Source organism: uncultured Campylobacter sp., assembly GCF_938039205.1.
Classification (GTDB): domain Bacteria; phylum Campylobacterota; class Campylobacteria; order Campylobacterales; family Campylobacteraceae; genus Campylobacter_A.
This window is the reverse complement of sequence record NZ_CALHVM010000040.1, coordinates 11,653-32,146: the sequence shown is the minus strand read 5'-3', so window position 1 is coordinate 32,146 and position 20,494 is coordinate 11,653. Positions and strand designations below refer to the sequence as shown.

Below are 20,494 nucleotides of genomic sequence, written 5' to 3'. Positions count from 1 at the left end.
ACTACTGAAAGGAGCGTGAAATGGGCTTTTTGAATATCAAATTTATAATATCCGCGGGCGTCGCTTTGCTGATAGCCCTCGGCGGCGCAGGGATTGAGATATGGCGGCTAAACGGCGCGCTAAATAGCGCAAAAGCCGAAACGCAAGACGTCAAGGACAAGCTGGAAAAAGAGCAAACGAAGCTAGCGCTCAAAGAGGCGGAAAGCCAAATTTATGCGGCAAATCTCTCCGAGTGCAACTCCAAGATCTCCGCTCAAAATCAGGCCATCGAGAGTATAGCGCTGGATATGAAACAGATTCGACAAAGCCAAGCGGGCCTTAAAAAGGAGATACGAGCCAAATACGAGAGCATGGAGCCTCCGCCAAAAGACAGCGGATGCGAAAAGAAGCTGGGATACTATGAAAGGCTATTTAGGGGGCTAGGAAAATGAAGATAGAAAAAGCGATCGAATTTGTCCTTATTTGCGGCTTGATCATTATACTTTGCGGTTGCGCGGGCACGGAGCCCCAAATCATAGCCCGCACCCAGTACCAAGACGTGGACAAACCCGTGCGCTGCGACGTGGAGCTGCCGCCAAAGCCAAGCTTTGACAAAACAAACCCGTCGACTGCCGGAAAGGTAGCGGCATATCACGAAGAGGTCGAAAGGCTGCTTTTGCTGTGCGCGGGCAAGGAGCCGCAATGAGCGAGCTAGTGATTAGAAAGATTATGGGTTTTAGGCTTAGCAAAAAAAGGATACTCGAGATAGTTCTATCGGTCCTGCTCGCCTTGATTTTCGGGGCGGTGATGGGATGAGCTGGATCGACAAAGAGTACTGGTATCTACTTTGGGTATTGCTGGTAGGGCTCATCGGCGGGGCATTGGGACTGCTCGACGACGACGGAAAACCAAGAAAACATCGCACGAGATGGGCGTTTCTCGCTGCCACTCTTACGGCAGCGTTTCTTTGCGGTGCAACATTTTCAATCGTGAAATTTTTTATACACGATATTGAATTTTCGCTAGGCGTCGGGGGCATTGTAGCATTTATGGGCGGAGGTTGGGTACGTAGAAAGATCGACAAAGCCGCAAACAAGAAGATAGAGAGTCTAGGCACGGACGGCGGCTGCGCAAAGAGCGAATACGAAGAGGAGCTAAAATGAGGGACGACGAGATACTGGAGAGCATGCAAGCAAGGCGCACGCGCTGCATCGTTTATACGAGAGTGATGGGCTATCACCGCCCGGTAGAGAGCTTTAACGTCGGCAAAAAAGGCGAGCATAAAGAAAGAGTGAAATTTAAAGAAAGGACGAAAAATGAAACTGATCATACGTAGATACAAGAACATCGATGACGGCACTATCGGCAAATTTGAGCTAGTAGGCGTAAATACCGTGCTGATGACGGGCTATACGCTAGAGTCCGCAGGACCAGATACGACCGCAAGGGGCAAAGATAGGCGCATACCGGCAGGACTTTATAGTGTGGTTTGGCACAAGTCGCCAAGATTTAACCGCGTGCTACCGGTGCTGCATAATGAGCGAGTAGCGAAAGATCGCTATATCGAGATACATGCGGGCAACTATCCAAAGCATACCGAGGGCTGCATACTGGTAGGGAAATGGGCGAACGACGAGGGGGTGTTTGAGAGTGTGAAGACGCTAGAAGCTTTGCTTAGTTTTATCCAGGGCAAGGATTTAGAGGTGGAGATTTTAAACGAATTTGGATAGTTCTAAACACCGATTAACCATTAGAGAATAACTTAAGTCTCACTGAAATGAGAATTGGCGATTTTACGGTTTTTCTCATTTCAATGAAATTCTTTTTCTCATTTCAGTTGGCGGTTTATAAATTTGACGGAGAGATAAAGATAATAGCCGTTCGCGGGAAAAATAAAATTTTTAACGACGAAGCGGTGAAAATAACAAAGGAGTTAGAAATTAAAGCGTTAAAAAATATTTCGAATTGTATAATTACCAAACCTTACGAGTTTAAAACGGAGGAATAGATGTTTGAAACCAGGCAAAAAGGGCACGCTGGACCGACGCGTCCTAAAAAGATAAAGATGGTGACTAACGCCGAGGTCGAGAAATTTTTAACCGAGGAGCTACCGACGCAAAAGGACGGCGTGATATACATCCACGTGCCTTTTTGCGATAATATCTGCTCGTTTTGCTCGATGAACCGCACGAAGCTGGAAGACGAGCTAGACAGCTACACGCAGTATCTACTGGGCGAGATCGAAAAATACGGTAAATTCCCGTATCTACAAGCTAAAGATATCCGCAGCGTCTATTTTGGCGGCGGAACTCCGACGATACTAAAAGAAAAGCACCTAGAGCCGGTTATCACGGCTCTGCGATCAAATTTTAATATCTCGGACGACTGCGAGTTTAGTCTAGAAACCACGCTACACAATCTAAATTTAAGCAAAGTGCGCCTACTAGAAAGCCTAGGCGTAAACCGCTTTAGCATCGGCGTGCAGACATTTTCGGACAAAGGTCGCAAACTGCTAAACCGCGTCCACGACAAAAAAGGCGCGATAGAGCATCTAAAAATGATCAGGCAAAATTTTAGCGGCATGGTTTGCACGGATGTTATCTTTAACTACCCTGAGCAAACGATAGACGAAGTGCTAGAAGACGCTCGCCTAGTAGACGAGCTAGAGATCGACAGCACGAGCTTTTATTCGCTTCAGCTTTTTGAAAAATCAGAACTCGCAAAGACCGTATCGCAGGATTATTACGACGTGAACTACGAGCATAAGCTACACAACGCTTTCTTTGAAAAGCTGCTAGGTACTGGCAACTACGAGGTGCTAGAGCATACTAAATTTAACCGTATCGGCCGCGACCGCTATCAGTATATCCGCCTAAGCCACGAGGGCGCCGATATCCTGCCGTTAGGTAGGGGCTCTGGCGGAAAGCTAGGCTACTACGACATCTACAACGCAAAAGAAAAAATGCGCATGATAAACAAAGTGGACGACAAACAGCGTGCCGAAGCACGACTAAAAAACCTCTTTATGTACCCAAAAATCGACCTCGCGCAGGTAAAAAGCCTAGTTAGCGTTGAGACCTTTAGCGCGCTAATGGAATTTTTCAAAAAATGCGAAAGCAAAGGCTATATGCACATAGAAAACGGCTTTTTAAACTACACAACCGACGGCGTATTTTGGGGTATGTCGATCGGCACCGAAGTAGCAAATATCTCACAAAAGGACTTTGAATGAAAAAAATAGTTATCTACACGAGCGCGACCGGAAATACCGAGAAAGTCGGTCTTGCCATCGCAAACGAGCTTGGCTGCAAGGCGGTCAAATTTACCGAGGATCTGCACCTAAATTTGGACGGTTACGACTTTATCGCGCTTGGATTTTACGTCGATAAGGGCGATGCGGAGCCTAAATTTAAACGCTTTTTACGCGAGATAAAGGGCAAAAAAGTCGGCCTGTTTATGACGCTGGGCATGGATCCCGAGCACGAGCACGCGATGAACTGCCTAGAAAAGGCAAAGGTTGTACTACGCGAGGGCGAAAATGAAATTTTACGCGAGTTTTACTGCCAGGGCGCGATCGATCCAAAAGTCATCGAGCAACTACGCAAAATGGGCGAAGCAGCACCCAACGACCCGCGCTACGCCGTAACTCCTGAGCGCGAAGCCAGATGGGCTAGAGCTGCGACCCACCCAGACGCAAACGACCTAGAAAACGCGAAGGTGGCATTTAGAGGGATATAAATTTGCCGCCGATTGGCGGTCAAATTTGCTCTGGCGGCGTGAATTTATGCGTTAAATTTAGAGTGCTTTATCTTTTAAATTCGCAAATTTACGTTTGATTTTTAGTTTTTCTTTAAATCTATCGAGATTAAATTTTTGATAAATTTTACACACCGAAACTCGAGTCTTGAAAATGCAAAATTTAAATTAGTTAAATTTGGTGCTATCGTGCCGCGTATCTTAAAAATTAATTATAAATCTGCGACGCTTTGCGCGAGCAAAGCAGTGTCGCCACCTTAAACGTGCAGTGGGGTTAGAGAGGGCTTGGGAGAGGAAGGGGCGACGCTCTACTTCGCTTTGCTCGTAGCTGCAAGCAGACCGTAAGTAGAATCCCCTTCCTCTACCAATAAAAGAGGAAAGCTTTAATTTTATAGAAGCTACAAATACGTAACGTTAAATTTGGCAAAAATAAATAGCGCCATAAAGATGCAAATCTCGGCAAGTAAAATTTGCAATTTTAACTTCAAATTTGAACATCAAAAATTAAGGCAACGTATCGTGAGGCGACTTTTAGCGATTTCGCTTCGTTGCCCTTGCAAGGCAAACCGTAAATTTATCCGCCAAATCCTCCTTAATACTATAAATAAGCCAAAACTCGCTATAATCTCGTAAAAAATCAAAAGGAAAATTATGATACAGACTTGTTTATTTCCGGCTGCGGGCTACGGCACGAGATTTTTGCCCGCGACTAAATCACTACCAAAAGAGATGCTGCCGATCCTCACAAAACCGCTGATCCACTACGGCGTGGACGAGGCTCTAGAGGCCGACATGAAAAATATGGCCTTCATCACAGGTCGCGGCAAACGCGCGCTGGAGGATTATTTTGACATCAGTTACGAGCTAGAGCATCAAATCTCGGGCACGAACAAAGAGCACCTGCTAACCGAGATCAGAGAGCTGATGGCGCGCTGCACGTTTTCGTTCACGCGTCAAGAGAGCATGAGAGGCCTAGGCAACGCTATCCACACAGGCAAAGTCCTCGTGCGCGACGAGCCCTTTGGCGTGGTGTTAGCTGATGACCTCTGCATCAACGAAGATGGCGAAGGCGTACTATCTCAAATGGTAAAAATCTACGAAAAGTACCGCTGCAGCGTCGTTGCCGTGATGGAAGTACCGATCGAGCAGAGCAAAAACTACGGCATCGTCACGGGTCGCGCGATAGAGGATGATCTGCTGATGGTTAGCGACATGGTCGAAAAACCCGATCCCAAAGAAGCTCCAAGCAACCTAGCCGTCATCGGCCGCTATATCCTGACGCCTGATATTTTCACGATCCTAGAGCGCACCAAGCCCGGCAAAAACGGCGAAGTGCAAATCACCGACGCGCTAAAAGAGCAGGCCAAAGACGGCATGGTGCTAGCGTATAAATTTAAGGGCAAGCGCTTTGACTGCGGTAGCGTCGAGGGCTTCGTGCAAGCGACTAATTTCTTCTACGAGCTAGGCAAAAATGCTAAAAAATGAGCTATTTTTCGAAAAAACGCCGCTAAGTGCGATCGGCTCCTACGCCAAACGCATGAACGACGAACTAAAAGGCGGCGAGATCGGCTACTATCACCTACCGGAAATCGGGGCAAATTTACTAAGTGAAATCGCTGAGTTTGAAACGACTCTAGCGCACGTAAAAAGCGTCGTGCTAGTAGGCATCGGTGGTAGCAGTCTTGGCGTAAAGGCGCTAAAAACGATGCTATCAGGCGCTAAAAGGAGCCGCGAGCGAGAGCTTTATTTTCTCGATAACGTCGACGCCTTTAGCTTTGAGAGCGTTTGCGAGAGCATCAAATTTGACAAGACGCTTTTTATCATCTCGTCAAAATCAGGCACCACGATCGAGACGATCACACTATTTAAGTGTATTTTGGAGCGCTTTAAGCCGTCAAATTTGAGCCAAAATTTCATCGTCATCACCGATCCAGCCTCGCCGCTAGAAGCCTACGCCAAGCAAAACGGCATTAAATTTTTTAATATCCCAAAAAACGTCGGCGGTAGATTTAGCGTACTTAGCGCGATCGGACTCGTGCCGCTGATGCTGTGCGGATACGACGCGGCGGCGCTACTGGAAGGCGCGCGGGCGTGTAAGAGGCGATTTTTAGAAGACGGCGACGATACGCTACTACAAAAAGCCTACCACTACGCGACTCACAAAAACGCTAAAATCAACGTGATATTTAGCTACGGCGATAGGTTTTTGGAGTTTAACGACTGGTACGTGCAGCTGTGGGCGGAAAGTCTAGGCAAGAAAAAAGGCTACAAACGCTACGGACTCACGCCCGTCGGACTCATCGGCTCGCGCGATCAGCACAGCTTTTTGCAGCTCATCATGGATGGGGTAAAGGACAAGACGGTAACATTCATCAAAGTAGCGGACGCTGGTGCGGACGTCGCGGTCCCGAGCATTAGCCTAAACGGCCTTGAGGGCTGCGACTTCGTAAACGGGCTAAATTTGGGCGAGCTAATCAACGCCCAGTGTAGCGCCACGATGCATGCGCTCGTGCAAGAAGGCATCAGCGTGGACGTCATCGAGCTTGAACGGCTAGACGAGTCGAGCGCGGGATTTTTGATTTATTATTTCGAGCTTCTCACGTCGGCTACGGGCATAATGCTAGGCATAAACACCTACGATCAGCCGGGCGTTGAAGTAGGCAAACGCATACTAAAAACGATGCTAACGGCAGGCAAGCAAGACTAAAGTGCGGCTCTATAGAGTGTAAATTTGACGCGAATTTTGCTTTGTGAAGATGTAGAGCGTTAGCTCACGTAAATTTTTAGCCTACAAGCTTGTGTTTGCAGTATCGCTAGCAATTTCGGATTTAAATTTGAGCAGTTTTGTTTTAGTAAATTTGAGGCGGAAATTTAATGCGTATCCGTCACCGTTGGCGAACAAAGTAATGAGCCACCTTGCGATACGACTTTTTTATTTGTGTTGCGACGACTCTAACTATAAATTTGCATAACATTATGCAACTTTATAGCACTTTCTAAGGTTAGCAAACTGGCGTGTTTTGCAATAAATTTTTACCTCGCCTGCCTACCTACGCCAGTAAGCATATCGGAGAGACGGTTTTAACACAAACCCGTAGTTAGTCGAATTTGTCTGTAAAATTCTAAAATTTTACTTATCAAAATGGCTAATCTACAAAATGGCATTCAACAAACGCACTTGTAAGCAAATTTAGGCTTTCGTCATGTATCATCTTATTATTTTTCAAACCCACGCTATCTAGTTACAAAATTTACATTCTTACATACTCTAAATTTAATGTATGAATTCTCAGAAGAATTAATTTTGCCTAATCAAAAGTTAAACTTGTTTTTTATACCGGATAGCAATGCTTGTCTATATCCAGCAAAACAGTATAAGCAAATTCCAAAATTTACTCACAAATAATAATTTTTGTTATTTGCAAATTATTTTTCTTTAAGTTTTATATGCTATAATTTCATCATAAATCAAATCAAAGGAGACAAAATGTCAAAAGTTGTTACTCAATTAAATCAAATTCAGGCCGACGCTCATGCGTTATTCGTTAAATTTCACGACTATCACTGGTATGTAAAAGGCATTCAGTTCTTTAGCGTTCACGAATACACCGAAAAAGCTTATGAAGATATGGCGGAGATATTCGACGACGTCGCTGAGCGTGCTATACAACTAGGCGGTAGAGCTATCACCAAAATAGAAGAGCTAAACAAGCTAGCTCATCCAAAAACAGATAACAAAGATAGCTACACTCCGACCGAGGTTTTAAAAGGCGTTTTGGCTGAGTACGAGCACTTGCTGGGCGAATTTAAAAAGCTAGAAGAAGTCGCTGAAGAAGCAAAAGACAGCACGACCGTAACTATGGCGCAAGATCAAATCGCAAAATATGAAAAAGCTATCTGGATGCTAAAGGCTACTTTGGCTTAATTTTTGGGGCGCAAGCCCCTTTTTCTATTCTTTTTTCTTTCAAATTTTAATTTCTACAAAATATCAACTTAGTTATCTTTAACATTTTCAAAACAAGCAAAAACTTAATATAAACATAAATAGCATTGAGTTGCAATGAGAACTATATTTTTAAAAAGTAACGAGCGTAGCGAAGTTAAAATAAGTAATTTTAGCCACAAGATAGAGATTGACTATAGCTATTTAAAAGCAAGAAAGGTAGGGGTAAATAAAACACATGTATTCGGAAAGCCAAAGCATGACGGCAAGATCTATACCCAAATAATTAAAAACTACTCTACAAATGAACTAATACCAATACTATAATTTATTGAGACCATTGGAAAAGCCTATGATGGTTAGGTTGATTAGCGAGCAAAGACTCGTTGTAGAGTAAAATATTCAAAGAATGAACTAGCCTGCTATTTTGCAAGAAGCCAACAGTAAAACCACATAAAAGGTCGAGAAAATTTTTGGGATTATGTTAGGATTGTCTAAAATTAAAAGAATCTTCTCTAAAGCGTAGCAACACCATAGTGATACAGGAAGGCTAAGAGAAAGAGAGTTGTTGCTTCATTAAAAGAGCGTGAATTTGGGCTCAATAACAGTAAAAATACAAAAACTTTCTATCATATTTTACCAAAGATGACAAGAGAGAATCCTCCTTATCTTGAGCCTAAAATTAGTTTATCATATAATGCAGTGATTTGGATGTTTTATTTGGGTGTTTGGGCTTGCAAATTTTATCAAATACTTTCTAGATAACTTTAAAAGTCAAGTAAGGATTTGTGCCTTATTTTTTGAAAAGTATAACATAAAGACCTATAGAAAGGAGATATCTCGGGATAAACCCGAGATATTTAAAATTAGAATGTGTATTTAGCTTGGAATCTTAGCTGTTTAGTTTTATCTTTTGAGTCATCTTGGTGCTTGTTAATCTCATACGCATAGAAGCTTGAGAACTGAAGTTTAGCACTATAGTCATAAGTTAGTCTTGCTACATACTCTTGATATTTCTCTTTATCGCCTGAAGCAAGTTTAACTTTACCATTAGAATAATCGCCACCGACTCTAAATTTCTCAGCAAAAGTGTATCCTGCTTTCAAGAACCAGAAGTTAGCTTTACCTTCAAGAGCAGTATAATCAAGAGCAGATTTTATCTCACCTACATCTATAAATGAACCTTGATCCTCTAGGCTTACAAAACCTTTTTCTTTGTCATGAACTTTATATCCGATATAACCAGCAGCTACATCAGCGCCAAATACTTTTGTACCAAGTTCACCTGCATAGAAATCCGTATCTTTAAAGTTTACGCCAACATTATTGTCTATATCAGCATGTGCATACTGAACTTGAGCACCGATATTTACATCATCAGTAATATTAAGACTAAAGTTTACGTCACCTATGATGAGGTTAACAGAATCAACCAAAGATGCATACCATAGTTGGAAGCTTACCGGATCATAAGAGCCGATAGCGGCTACCGCATATAGGTTGTTATTAAAGATACCAGGGGCATTAGTGTAAATAGCACCATCGCTCTCGCCGTTATTTTCTAATGCATCAAAAGCAAATGCAGTTAGAGTCAAGCCTGTAATATCTCTATTTTCAACTCTGACGCCAGTGCCTACAGCATCATCAGTAAAGAATGAACCTATGGTTTGCTTACCTGCAGTTATTGTAGTGTTACCTACGTTATATCCAAGGTAAAATTCTTTTACGTTAAATGGACTTGTTGTATCTGTTCTATCGCTGCGTCCATCTGCATTAAAAGCAGAGCTGTCGTTGGAATTATATCTAAGTGTTAAAACACCAAAGAAATTATCATCTAAAGCAGCTTTAAAAGAAAATTCTGATTTAAATTGGTGATGTGCAGTCGTATTATCTTTTACACCGTTAGCTTTCTTAACTGTAACGTTATTATATCTATATCTTGCATATCCAGAAAGATCTACATTTTTGATCGCCTCTTCAAGCGGCGTAGCACTCGCTACAGTTGAAAAAGCACCTAGTGCAACCAAAGCAGCTAATGAAATTTTAGCAATTTTCATTATTTTCTCCTCAAATAAGATTTAATATTGTAGAATCTTAACATAATCTAGCCTTTAATAAGCTTAAAAATTTTATATTTCTTTGGAATATTACCGAGCGTTTACTAAAATATACTATAGGGATTTAAAATTTGAAATATTTTTAACATGCCGAGCCAAATCGACCCGGCAAATTGGATTATTTTAAATAGCTTCCTTGAGTAGGAGTAGTAGAGACATCAGAGTTTTCCTGTTCGCTTCCCTTGTATTGCAAAGCATCTTTGCCCTTTAAAAAAGCAATAATTGCCCCAAGGTCGCTATATTTTGTTTTGGCGGCAACGGTTTTCATTAGATTTCTCATATTTCCGCCATAGTCAGAATCGTTTAGATAACCAGAAAAAGCAGCCTCTATATCCTCTGCACTTACTTTAGTTAACTTTTTGGATGTGCCATAAGCTCTTTTATTCCCATCTTCGCCGTGACAAGAAGCGCAATTTTTAGCATACAGTTCGCGACCTTTTTCCACACTATACCTTCTTTTGGTATCTACGCCGATATTTAAAAACTTGCCGCCACCATCAGTCTCAGGAGCTTTTTCATAAACGTTTATACTTATATTTTCGTCTTTAGAATATTTTTCTACCAAACTTTTTAGCTCTTTTGCAAATTCACCCTTTGCCTCAAATATATAACTCGGCTCGTCTGCAGCATTTAAAGAAAAAGTCAAAAGACATGCTAAAAGCGAATAATGCATAAATTTCATGAAAAACCTTTTTGATAAATTTAAAAATCCCAAGCAAGGGAAATTTTGCTTGGGATTATAGCATAAAACTAGCTTTTTTGATTAGAAGCTATATTTGGCTTCGAATCTTATGCGGTCGTGTTTATTTTTATGATCTCCGTCTTTTTCTTTAGCTGCTGCATAGAATGTAGAGAAATTAAGTTTTTTGCTGTAAGCATAGCTACCGCCGACGTTCCACTCGTCTCTATCAACTCTCTTATTGTATCTATAGCTATAGCCCTTACCGTCTATATAGTTAGCATACAAGCCAAACTCGTTAAATTTATATGACGCTCCGACAAACCAATAGTCGTTTTTGTCTTTGATATTGTTGTAGTATTGAGCGCTACCGTTCATGACCGAGTTAAGTAGTTTGCCTGGGTTGATTAGTTTGCCGTTGTCTTCAACAGTTACAAAAGATTTTTTATCGTCTTTAGCCTTATAGTAGATATAACCTGCATTTAAACCGACTCCGGCAAATCCTACATCACCTTTAGCTGCGAAGAAATTTGCATCACCAAAGTTATTGTCGTCTGACTCATTGTGAACATATTGTGCTTGTAAGCCTAGTTTTACTGCATCTAGATCAAATTTCAAAGCCGCATCAGCTGCAAATAAATTTGCGGTATCCTCAAGATATGCCCACCAAGCTTTAAAGTTTACAGGATCATAGCTTCCCATTGCACCCACGCCATAGTAGTTAAGGCTTTTTGATCCTGCTAGGCCTGATAGTAGTCGACCGTCATAGTCAATGCTATCTGTTTCAAGTGCGTCAAAAGCAACACCAACCAAAGTAAGACCTGATATATCAGTGTTTTGTACTCTTAAACCAGTTCCTACCAAATCATCGTCAAAATATGTTTTAACAAATTGTTTGCCAGCTGTTATTGTAGTATTGTTTATGTTGTAGCCAAGATAAAATTCTCTTACACCAAATGAGCTTGTAGTATTGGTGGTATCGCCATTAAATCCAGAACCGTCATTTGCTGCGTATCTTAGACCCAAAACACCAAAGAAGTTATCGTCAAGAGCAGCCTTAAAAGTACCTACGAATCGGAAGTTATGATTTGCATTATTTTTGTTGAATGCGCCTGGCATACCATTCCAGCGGACTTTATTGTGAGTATATCTATATCTTGCAAATCCAGAAAAATCTACATCTTTAATAGCTTCTTCAAGCGGAGTAGCATTTAAAGTAGAGAAAGCGCCTAGCGCAACCAAAGCAGCTAAAGAAATTTTAGCGAGTTTCATAAGTTCTCCTTTATAAAAGTTTTATAGTCATAATTTTAGCACAAAATCGGTCGTGGTAAGCTTAATGCAAAAATTTAACATAAATAATCATAAAACACTAATATATCAAGCTGTTACAAGGCTATTTTTGATACTTAATATTATTAAAATAAGAATACTAGCAACAAAGCTTAAATATGAAAGCTTAATTTCGAGGATTTTTGCGAAATAAAAAGATAAAAAAGGGGACGCACATCCCCTTCTTAAAAGGAGTTCTAACTTTGATTGCTTGTAAGAATTATAAAATATTTCGGTAAATCAACGGCTAATCAAAGCTGATATTTTCACTTTTCGGAACTTCGATTAGGATTTTCTTGTTGTTTTCTTCTTGCTGTGAGCTTTTTGTGGAGCTTGGGCTTTTAAATTTCGGCGCTTTTTTTGCTTTATGCATAACATGATGGGTTCCGCTTTTTATGAGCAGCATTTCAGTGACGAGTCCGCCCGAAACGCTTGCATAGACGGTATCTCCGCTAGAAAAGTAAAATTTATCCGCACAGTACTTACCGCTAGGCAGTTTGCCGTTTGAAGTGTCGATTGATTTTATATCGTAGCAGTATTTGCCACCGTCGTAGGTTACGCTTGATATCACGCCACGCAATGAGCCTCTAACGGGCGCAGGTTTTTGAACAACTGGTTTTTGGACGACTTTTGGTGGCGGTTTTTGCTCAAAAAAAGCACAACCACTAAAAACCAGCAAAACGGCGGCTAAATTTAAAAACTTAAGCCTGAACACTGAGCACGTTCCCACCAAGTTCGGCTATTCTTTTATCTACGGCTTGCGTTGCTTTTTCTATCGTTTTTTGCGAAATTTCAGGTAGCTCGCCACCCCAAATTTTCTCAGCCTCTTTAAAGCCCCTTAGCATACCTTCTTTTCCGGCTTCTAGCTTTTGCAAGTCGTCTCCGGCGGCGCTAATGATAAAATTTGAAATCCTATCCGCAGTATTTGCGATACCGAAAAATCCATTCTCACTCACCAGATCGCTGGCTTCGCTTTGGCTTAGTTGCGTTATAGGCTTGCCCTCGTAGCCGATAGATTTAAAATCAACGCCAGACAAGATATCGTTTAGAGAATTTATACTTTTGCTTTGAGCGCCGAAAATATCGTTAAATTTTGCAGAACCATTAAAGGCCGAAACCTGAGACAAGAAATTTGAGCTCGCATTTGAGTCAGCCCTAGCCTGGAAATGCGACAAATAGCTATTCGTTAGCTGCTTTACGTCGATATTTGCATAGGCTTCTTGCATTCTTTTGATATTTTCATTTTGATCTACGCTTGCCGAGTTTTGGACGTTCTGCACGTCGTAGCGAGGTTGCGGGATGTATGGATTTTGGCTTAAACCGTTCATGCTTTGCATTTTTTATCCTTTAGATTTTATTCTGTATTATATATCGTCAAATTTAGGATAAAGTTAACGGGTAAAAATTTACTTTACCCTATCGCCGACGTGACCGTTATATACGATGTCCTTGGCATCGATGTTTTCGTCAAGTAAAATTTCGCTTATCTTGCCGCTTTTTTTAATGCTTTCGATATCTTGTTGCAAATCCTCTTGATAGCTGTATATCATCGCGGCTCCGGAGACGCCCTCTACGCCCTCTAGCGCCTTAAAGAGCTCTATCTCGCCGTCTAAATTTTCCGCGCTCATCACGACTACGATCTTGCCCTCTTGCGCGGCGATAACCTCGCAGCCTTTTACTTGCTCGATTCTTTTAGCTACCTCGGCGGCTTCGTTTCCGTCTTTGGTATATACTATCACACTTGATATGTTCATTTTACGCTCCAAAATTTAACCTCTTTTTCGTACGCAACGCTGATTAGCCTGCCGCTATCGGAGAGGTAAATTTCATTTAAAATTTGCTGTCCGGTTTTTACGGTCGCGAGTTTTGTTTTGCTTGCGATGTCGTAGACCAGGATATCGCTCTCTTCTCCGTTCATATACGCTAGCGTTTTGGCGTCGTCGCTAAGCCCCGTCGCATACACGATAAAATCAGCCTTAAAATAGCTCATCGAGCCGTTAAAAACGCCTGCTTGTTTGTCGATGCAGCCCACGGCTACGACGTCATTTTTGTAGTCGATGTCATACATATTGTCTTTAAAGAAATTTAGAGTTTGTTCGGTTTGGCGAGTTTTTAGATTATAGATATAAATCACGCCGCTTTCGGCCCCGATAGCGATTTTGTCACGGGTTTTATTGATCTCAAAATCAACGTAAAGCGCGATGGAAAATTTATGTTTAAAGACCGCTTTTTTGCTCTCTAGATCAATGTAGTAAATTTCATTACCAAAGTCCGACACAACCGCCGTTTTTTCATCTATGAAAAAGGCCTTTTTGGCGGATTTGTTGGCTAGATGCATATTGCTAACCTCGCTCCAGCCGTCATTTTCTTTTTTAAAAACGTACAAATAACGCTCGTTGTAGTCCATCTCGGTTAAAACCAATAGCATATCGCCCAGGCGGTCGATGCTAAAAATTTTTGCAGGCTCTTCGTCGCTAAAGTGCGTTTTGACCGTGCGAAATTTGATCGATTCTAAAAATTTATCCGCCTTTATGTCGTAGATATCAAGCTCGCTGCCGTCCGTACCTAGATATAAAATTTCATCTATCAAATTTGAGCTTATCACGTTTGCGCCCGCTTTTATGATCTTATCAGGTTGCGAGATCTCAAGCGGTACCGCCGCTAAATTTGCGGTCAAATTTAAGCAAAAAATCGCCGTAAAAAATAAAATAAATTTTCTCATAACGCCTCCATTTTGATACTATTCGCGAAGCAAACTTCCATACATTGCGCGCAGCCCGTGCATTTTTGATTTACGCTCGGGCGAAAAACGCCTAAAAAATCGATCGCTCTAAATTTACAAACATCCTGACAGCTACAGCAAATCGTACCGTTCCATGCAAGACAACTATGCACGTCGATAAAAATTTTAGCTTCGATTTTAGCTGCAAATTTTAAATTTAAAACCTCTCGTCCCGCCTCCTCGCAAGCAAGCGCGCACTCTTTACAAAAGTTGCATCCCAAGGACTTAAATTTAAAATTTATTCTTTCGTTTTCAAAGCTTAAAAGCTCCCTATCGCAAGCGCTAACGCAAGGCGCGTCGCAATCAGCGCAGTTAAATTTGCCGCAAAAATAAGGCGGCGGGATAAATTTTTGAGCGGTTTTGCCGCCCAAAAATTTAGTAAATAGCTCGCGTCTAGATACGCTCACCTAACGCCTTCGTTTAGTACGTCTAATAGATTGGAATGCTGAGACGAGTTAGCGTCGCGGTACTCCGGCTTAAAGTTATTTTTAAACTTAGCTTCTACGTTCGCCTGCGGTACGTGGCACGTAGTGCAGTTAAAGCGGTCATCGCTAAGCTTACCGTCGAGGTCTTTTTTGTTCCTTATGCTATAAAGGTGCGATTTAGGGATCGGAGTCGCGCCCACGTCTTTTGCGACTTCGGGCATATGGCAGCTAACGCACATATTATTATCCGCAGTTATCGGTATCAAACCCTCTAAATCATGAGGTATCATCGGCGGTGCGTTTTCAAAAGAACGCTCGTATCTTTGCGCTTCGCCCGCGGCAGGTTTCGTCCAGTTTATATCGACCAACTTTACCTCTTCTTCATCCATAACGTCGTTAGCCGAACGCAAAATGTTTAGATCCTTAGCTTCTTTGCTATCGGCTAATTTTGATTTATTTTTTTGCTCTACTTTTTGAGTTTGTACGGAGCTAGAGATTTTTTGTTCTTCTTTAGCTTCGGCATATCCCAAAAATACTAGGACGGCGCACGCCAATCCCGCCAAAATTCTCGCCTTCATTGATTTTTCTCCTTTAGTAAATTTCTAATGTTAAATTTGAGCGCGTCGTCATCGCAGACGTCGATACAGCGTCCGCAGCTGATGCACTCGCTCGATGTTATAAACCCGCTTTGCTTGCCGATAATGCCGAGCACTTGGTTTTCCGGGCAGATTAGCTTACACTTCATGCAGTTAGTACAGCTAGCCGCGTCGTGCTTTACTCTGATAAGGGCGAATTTGCCTGCTATCGCATAAAAAGCGCCCAGCGGGCAAAGCTTTGAGCAGACTAATCTATCGCCGATAAACGCGTCTACCGCAAACACGCCAAATGCCACGAATAGCCACAGTGTGCCGCCGTAGATGACGCCGCGCTGAATAATGCCGATAAAGCTAACGCCCTCAAACGCCGGAGCTGAAGTGACTAGCGAGATAAAAAGCGTAAATCCTAAAACGTAATATCTCGCGCTTCGCGTGAAATTTACGAATTTTTTATCTTTATCGTAACCAAGCTTTACTCTGACCCAGCGAGCGGTTTCGGTGATGATATTTACCGGGCAAACCCAGCTGCAAAAAGCGCGCGGAGCGACGATCGCATAAAAAGCAAACACGATAGCGGCTCCCACAAGCGCGCCCGAAGCGATACTAAAACTAGCTAGATATAGCTGCAAAACGGCAAACGGATCGCTAAGAGGAACGACTCCGAAAAGCAAAGACGAACTGAGATTGCCCTGTAAAATTTTAACTCCGTAGTAGTTGCTCGCAAAAAACAGCCCTAGGATTAAAATTTGACTTATCCTTCTTAAAATCAAATATTTCATAGCAAATCTCCGCTATTTAGATAGTCGTTTAGCTTTTTCTCGTCGGTTTTAAACTCTTTTGGCTCAGCGTCTTTTAGTTTTTTATCAGCGCCCTCGACCCAGCCTTTTACGTACTGTTCGTTGCTAGAGCCAAGTCCTATCTCGCGCGGAAGCACGAAGATAGAAGCTTTTGGCGTCACGCAAACTTGCTCGCACATGCCGCAGCCCGTGCAGTAGTCCGCGTCCACGACCGGTTTAAAAAACGCGTGCTTTTGCGTGCGTTCGTTGCGGACATATTCAAGCCTTAACGCTTTATCTATCAAAGGACAGGCGCGGTAGCAAGCGTCACAGCGAAGCCCTTCGTAAGCGATGCAGAAATTTGGATCCAGCACCGCGATACCCATCTGCGCTTTGTTTATATTTAGCTTGCCGTTATCCTCGCTCACCAGCTTCGTATCTAGGGCTCCGGTCGGACAGGCGACCGTGCACGGGATATCCGGGCACATATAACAAGGGATATTTCGCGGGGTAAAAAACGGAGTGCCGTAAGGCAATCCGTCGTCTAAATCCGCAAGCTTAAGCGTATCCCAAGGACAGGCTTCTACGCAAAGCCCGCAGCGTATGCACTCGCTAAGGAAATTTTTCTCCTTCAAAGCACCCGGCGGCCTGATGAGTAGAGTTTGGGCTTTAGCCGTCGTTTGTGTACTCCAGATAAAGCCGCCTGCGAGAACCAAACTAATCGCTTTTAACCCAAATTTTAAAGCCTCTCTTCTATTTTGCATTATTAAGCCTTGTAAATTTTAACCGCGCATTTTTTATAGTCGGTCTCTTTTGATAGCGGACAAGTCGCGTCAAGAGTGACTTTATTTATAAATACGTTTTCATCAAACCACGGTACATAAATAAGACCCATAGGCGGTTTGTTTCGTCCGCGCAGATCGATTCTTGCTTTTACCTTACCGCGGCGAGACTCGATCCAAACGACGTCGTTATGCTGTAAATTTAGCTTTTGCGCATCGCCCTCGTGCATGTAGCAAAGCGCTTCAGGTACGGCGCGGTAAAGCTCAGGAACGCGCATCGTCATAGTGCCTGAGTGCCAGTGTTCTAACACGCGGCCCGTGCATAGCCATAGCGGATAGGTATCGTCGGGCATCTCGCAAGGATCCATATAAGGACGGAAGAAAATTTTGGCTTTATTAGCGATAGAAAATTTCTCGTCTCCGCTAGTTACTTTGGTCAAATCACCTTTTTGCAACTTGGCTTTTTTATTGCCGTAGAATGCAAACTGCTTGCCGTCTTCGGCAAATTTCTTCGCGTACGGATCGTATTTGGCGTTAAATCTCCACTGAGTTTCTTTACCGTCTACGACGGGCCACCTTAGTCCGCGCACTTTGTGATAGGTATCAAAGTCCGCCAGATCGTGTCCATGACCTGAGCCAAATTTGCGGTAGTCTTCCCAAAGATATTTTTGGATGAAAAATCCGTAACCCTCAAATACCTTGCCGTCTGAGCCGACTACTTTTCTGCTGTCGCCAAAAACTTCAGAGTTATCAAAATCTTCCATTATCGCGTCTTTTGCAGGATAGCTCTTAGCCTCTTCGTTTGCAAAAAGCACGTCAAATAGCGTATCTTCTTCGCTATAACCCATGGCTTTTGCCTCGTCTAGCACGCTTGGGAGCGTTAGCTTATCGTCCACTTTTTGTTCGCCCCAGACCTCTTTTAGCTTAAAGCGCTTGGCAAATTCCAGCATTTGCCACGTGTCGCTCATCGCTTCGCCTACCGGAAGGACTTGCTGACGCCAGTGCTGCGTTCGGCGCTCGGCATTACCGTACGCACCCCATTTTTCGTAAATCATCGCAGTAGGCAAGATTAGATCGGCAACCTTAGCCGAGATGCCCGGATACGGGTCTGAGACGATGATAAAGTTATCCATCTCGCGAGCGGCTTTTATCCAGTGGTTTGCGTTTGCGGTATTTTGCCACGGGTTATTTACCTGCACCCACGCCCATTTCATCTTTCCGTCTTCCATATCGCGCATCATTTTTACGTAGTGGGAGGCGACTTTCGGATTTAGCGTGTTTTTAGGAAGTTTCCAAATTTTCTCGCTTATTTCGCGGTGTTCGGCGTTATCTACGACCATATCCGCAGGCAAGCGGTGAACGAAAGTACCGACCTCGCGTGCCGTTCCGCATGCGCTTGGTTGTCCAGTTAGAGAGAAAGCACCCTCGCCCGGTTTTGCTTGTTTACCAAGTAGCATATGCACCATATAAGCTTGCTCGTTTACCCAAGTGCCGCGTTGGTGCTGGTTAAAGCCCATCGTCCAAAAGCTAACTACTTTTCTACCTTTTTCGATGTACCAGTCGGCTAGTTGCTTTAGTTTTTTCTTAAATTCTTCCAAATCCTCGTTCGGATCGCCTTTTATTAGCGGAGCGGAGAAGTCAAGCGTATAAGGTTTAAGAGCTTCTTTAAATTCCTCAAACGTGATTTGCCAGTGTTTGCCCGCGGTAGCCGTATTTTTATTTTCCATCACGTCGCCCTCTTTATAGCCTAGATAGCCCAGAGTCACGCCTTCGTTTTTGCTTAAAGTCTTTTTAAGTTCGGTCTCGATGACGTCTTTTTCGGTATTGTAGTTAGGATGATTTGGATTATTTCTAAGCCCATAGCCGATATCGGCAGGTCCCGTCGCAAATACGCAGTGGCTATTTACGTAGTCCCAATCAATGGCTTCAGGATGATTATAAACGATCTCGTGAGCGATGTAGTTCCAGATAGCTACGTCGCTTGACGGAGCAAAGATAATCTCCGTATCGGCGATATTTGACGTTCTAGTCGAATACGTACTTAAATTTACGACCTTTACGCGCTCGGGATTGCTTAGCTTTTTATCGCTTACGCGTGCCCAAAGTATCGGGTGCATCTCGGCCATATTAGCGCCCCAAGCCACGATAGTATCGGTTAGCTCTATGTCGTCGTAGCAGCCCGCAGGCTCGTCGATACCGAAAGTCTGCATAAATCCGACGACCGCGGACGCCATACAGTGGCGAGCATTCGGGTCAATAGAGTTGCTTCTAATACCCGCTTTCCATAGTTTGACGGCTACATAACCCTCTAAAATAGTGTATTGACCCGAGCCGAAAACGCAGGCTGAATGCACGCCGTTTTTCTTCATGGTCTCTTTATATTTTTCCGCCATGATGTCAAAGGCTTTTTCCCAGCTAATAGGCTTAAATTTGCCTTTTTTATCAAATTCGCCCTTTTCGTTCACGCGCAAAAGCGGCTGAGTGATGCGGTCTGCGCCGTACATGATCTTGGCGTTAAAGTAGCCTTTGATGCAGTTTAGGCCACGGTTTACTGGTGCTTCAGGGTCGCCCTTCACTGCTACGATTTTGCCCTCTTTGGTTGCGATCATTACGCCGCAGCCAGTTCCACAGAACCTACATGCAGCCTTATCCCAGCGCCAGCCCTTTTCAGCTGCGTTTTGCGCAGCTGCCATAGAGCTAGGCAGCGCTATACCGGCACTCGCGCAAGCAGCCGAAGCGGCGGCGCTTTTTATAAAATCTCGTCGATCCATTTTATCTCCTCGTTTATTTTTTAAGATAGTTCTTAAAAATCAGGCGGATATTAACCGTTACAACCTAAATTTAAGTTGACTAAAAACAATTAATTCTTTAGCAATATTTGGCATTCAAATTAAGATCAAAATTATCTTTATTTTGCCTGTTTTAAGGGTAAAGCTTAAAATTACGAATAAATATATTTTTTTATATTTAGTAAATTTGATATTCTTTTTGATAACAAAACCCATAATATTTCAGAAACTATTTATAAAATATAAATTTAACGTGTAAAATAGTAACATTTTTTCATTGTAAATATAAAGCTATATATCAAGTATAAAAACAGTGGTCTATTTTTAAATTTAACCTTTTAAAAGCGCTAATTTTAGGCTAAATTATCATAGGTATAAAATTGATTAAAACTCAAGACCGTAAAACTCACAAATTTGAAATTTGATCAAATTTGAGCTATATATTTAAGTTTTATTTTTAATTTTTAAAATACAAATATAAATTAAATTTTACCTTTTATATTTTGTAGCTTTTGGTAATACCCGTATCTTTAAAGTGCAA

23 protein-coding genes are annotated in these 20,494 nt (G+C 42.6%); 11 read left to right on the top strand and 12 right to left on the bottom strand.

Annotated elements, in window-relative coordinates:
* Positions 1–20 precede the first annotated feature (20 nt).
* The 11 genes from Q0394_RS05280 to Q0394_RS05230 all read left to right on the top strand — a co-directional run bounded on the left by Q0394_RS05280 (position 21) and on the right by Q0394_RS05230 (position 7,660).
* A complete protein-coding gene (locus Q0394_RS05280; protein ID WP_298945893.1) occupies positions 21–431 on the top strand; it encodes a hypothetical protein in 411 nt (136 codons plus the stop codon).
* Positions 428–685 (top strand): hypothetical protein, encoded by a 258-nt coding sequence (locus tag Q0394_RS05275; protein WP_298945891.1) that lies wholly within the window; start codon positions 428–430, stop codon positions 683–685. Before Q0394_RS05280 ends, Q0394_RS05275 begins: the two co-directional genes overlap by 4 nt.
* Before the next feature lie 106 nt (positions 686–791).
* Positions 792–1,142 carry a hypothetical protein gene (locus Q0394_RS05270; RefSeq protein ID WP_298945889.1) on the top strand — a complete coding sequence of 117 codons (351 nt, stop codon included), beginning with the start codon at positions 792–794 and terminating at the stop codon, positions 1,140–1,142.
* Positions 1,139–1,315, top strand: a complete 177-nt coding sequence (nrdD, locus tag Q0394_RS05265) for an anaerobic ribonucleoside-triphosphate reductase (RefSeq protein ID WP_298945887.1) — start codon at positions 1,139–1,141, stop codon at positions 1,313–1,315. The genes Q0394_RS05270 and nrdD overlap by 4 nt, the downstream gene beginning before the upstream one ends.
* Positions 1,296–1,709, top strand: coding sequence for a DUF5675 family protein (locus Q0394_RS05260; protein ID WP_298945885.1), 414 nt, complete (start codon positions 1,296–1,298; stop codon positions 1,707–1,709). The genes nrdD and Q0394_RS05260 overlap by 20 nt, the downstream gene beginning before the upstream one ends.
* Before the next feature lie 47 nt (positions 1,710–1,756).
* Positions 1,757–1,987, top strand: a complete 231-nt coding sequence (locus tag Q0394_RS05255) for a hypothetical protein (RefSeq protein WP_298945882.1) — start codon at positions 1,757–1,759, stop codon at positions 1,985–1,987.
* Complete coding sequence (locus tag Q0394_RS05250; protein ID WP_298945880.1) at positions 1,988–3,211, top strand: radical SAM protein; 1,224 nt, start codon at positions 1,988–1,990, stop codon at positions 3,209–3,211.
* Positions 3,208–3,717 (top strand): flavodoxin family protein, encoded by a 510-nt coding sequence (locus tag Q0394_RS05245; RefSeq protein ID WP_298945878.1) that lies wholly within the window; start codon positions 3,208–3,210, stop codon positions 3,715–3,717. Before Q0394_RS05250 ends, Q0394_RS05245 begins: the two co-directional genes overlap by 4 nt.
* Before the next feature lie 669 nt (positions 3,718–4,386).
* A complete protein-coding gene (gene galU / locus Q0394_RS05240) occupies positions 4,387–5,220 on the top strand; it encodes a UTP--glucose-1-phosphate uridylyltransferase GalU (RefSeq protein WP_298945876.1) in 834 nt (277 codons plus the stop codon).
* Positions 5,207–6,442: a glucose-6-phosphate isomerase gene (locus Q0394_RS05235; protein WP_298945874.1), complete on the top strand. Its 1,236-nt coding sequence runs from the start codon at positions 5,207–5,209 to the stop codon at positions 6,440–6,442. The genes galU and Q0394_RS05235 overlap by 14 nt, the downstream gene beginning before the upstream one ends.
* Positions 6,443–7,222: 780 nt before the next feature.
* Positions 7,223–7,660 carry a DNA starvation/stationary phase protection protein gene (locus tag Q0394_RS05230; protein WP_002949626.1) on the top strand — a complete coding sequence of 146 codons (438 nt, stop codon included), beginning with the start codon at positions 7,223–7,225 and terminating at the stop codon, positions 7,658–7,660.
* An 884-nt stretch (positions 7,661–8,544) separates the two neighbouring features.
* On the opposite strand, the gene Q0394_RS05225 is transcribed toward Q0394_RS05230, so the two are convergent.
* From Q0394_RS05225 to napA, 12 genes are all read right to left on the bottom strand, one after another.
* On the bottom strand, positions 8,545–9,735 hold the full coding sequence (locus Q0394_RS05225; RefSeq protein WP_298791670.1) for a major outer membrane protein: 1,191 nt from the start codon (positions 9,733–9,735) through the stop codon (positions 8,545–8,547).
* Between the two features lie 178 nt (positions 9,736–9,913).
* On the bottom strand, positions 9,914–10,477 hold the full coding sequence (locus tag Q0394_RS05220; RefSeq protein WP_298945872.1) for a cytochrome c: 564 nt from the start codon (positions 10,475–10,477) through the stop codon (positions 9,914–9,916).
* A gap of 81 nt (positions 10,478–10,558) precedes the next feature.
* Positions 10,559–11,746: a porin gene (locus Q0394_RS05215; protein WP_298791672.1), complete on the bottom strand. Its 1,188-nt coding sequence runs from the start codon at positions 11,744–11,746 to the stop codon at positions 10,559–10,561.
* 304 nt (positions 11,747–12,050) lie between these two features.
* Complete coding sequence (locus Q0394_RS05210; protein WP_298945870.1) at positions 12,051–12,518, bottom strand: hypothetical protein; 468 nt, start codon at positions 12,516–12,518, stop codon at positions 12,051–12,053.
* Positions 12,505–13,140: a hydrogenase-4 component G gene (locus Q0394_RS05205; RefSeq protein WP_298791674.1), complete on the bottom strand. Its 636-nt coding sequence runs from the start codon at positions 13,138–13,140 to the stop codon at positions 12,505–12,507. Before Q0394_RS05205 ends, Q0394_RS05210 begins: the two co-directional genes overlap by 14 nt.
* Positions 13,141–13,209: 69 nt before the next feature.
* Positions 13,210–13,557, bottom strand: a complete 348-nt coding sequence (locus Q0394_RS05200) for a chaperone NapD (protein WP_298945868.1) — start codon at positions 13,555–13,557, stop codon at positions 13,210–13,212.
* Entirely contained in the window at positions 13,554–14,525 is a 972-nt protein-coding gene (locus Q0394_RS05195; RefSeq protein ID WP_298945866.1) for a nitrate reductase, read from the bottom strand. Before Q0394_RS05195 ends, Q0394_RS05200 begins: the two co-directional genes overlap by 4 nt.
* A complete protein-coding gene (locus Q0394_RS05190) occupies positions 14,522–14,992 on the bottom strand; it encodes a 4Fe-4S ferredoxin (RefSeq protein WP_298945863.1) in 471 nt (156 codons plus the stop codon). Before Q0394_RS05190 ends, Q0394_RS05195 begins: the two co-directional genes overlap by 4 nt.
* Positions 14,989–15,588 carry a nitrate reductase cytochrome c-type subunit gene (locus Q0394_RS05185; protein WP_298945861.1) on the bottom strand — a complete coding sequence of 200 codons (600 nt, stop codon included), beginning with the start codon at positions 15,586–15,588 and terminating at the stop codon, positions 14,989–14,991. The genes Q0394_RS05190 and Q0394_RS05185 overlap by 4 nt, the downstream gene beginning before the upstream one ends.
* Positions 15,585–16,385, bottom strand: coding sequence for a quinol dehydrogenase ferredoxin subunit NapH (gene napH / locus Q0394_RS05180; protein ID WP_298945860.1), 801 nt, complete (start codon positions 16,383–16,385; stop codon positions 15,585–15,587). Before napH ends, Q0394_RS05185 begins: the two co-directional genes overlap by 4 nt.
* Positions 16,382–17,146 (bottom strand): ferredoxin-type protein NapG, encoded by a 765-nt coding sequence (gene napG / locus Q0394_RS05175; protein ID WP_002949659.1) that lies wholly within the window; start codon positions 17,144–17,146, stop codon positions 16,382–16,384. The genes napH and napG overlap by 4 nt, the downstream gene beginning before the upstream one ends.
* Positions 17,147–17,148: 2 nt before the next feature.
* Positions 17,149–19,935, bottom strand: coding sequence for a nitrate reductase catalytic subunit NapA (gene napA, locus Q0394_RS05170; RefSeq protein WP_298945858.1), 2,787 nt, complete (start codon positions 19,933–19,935; stop codon positions 17,149–17,151).
* Positions 19,936–20,494: the final 559 nt, after the last annotated feature.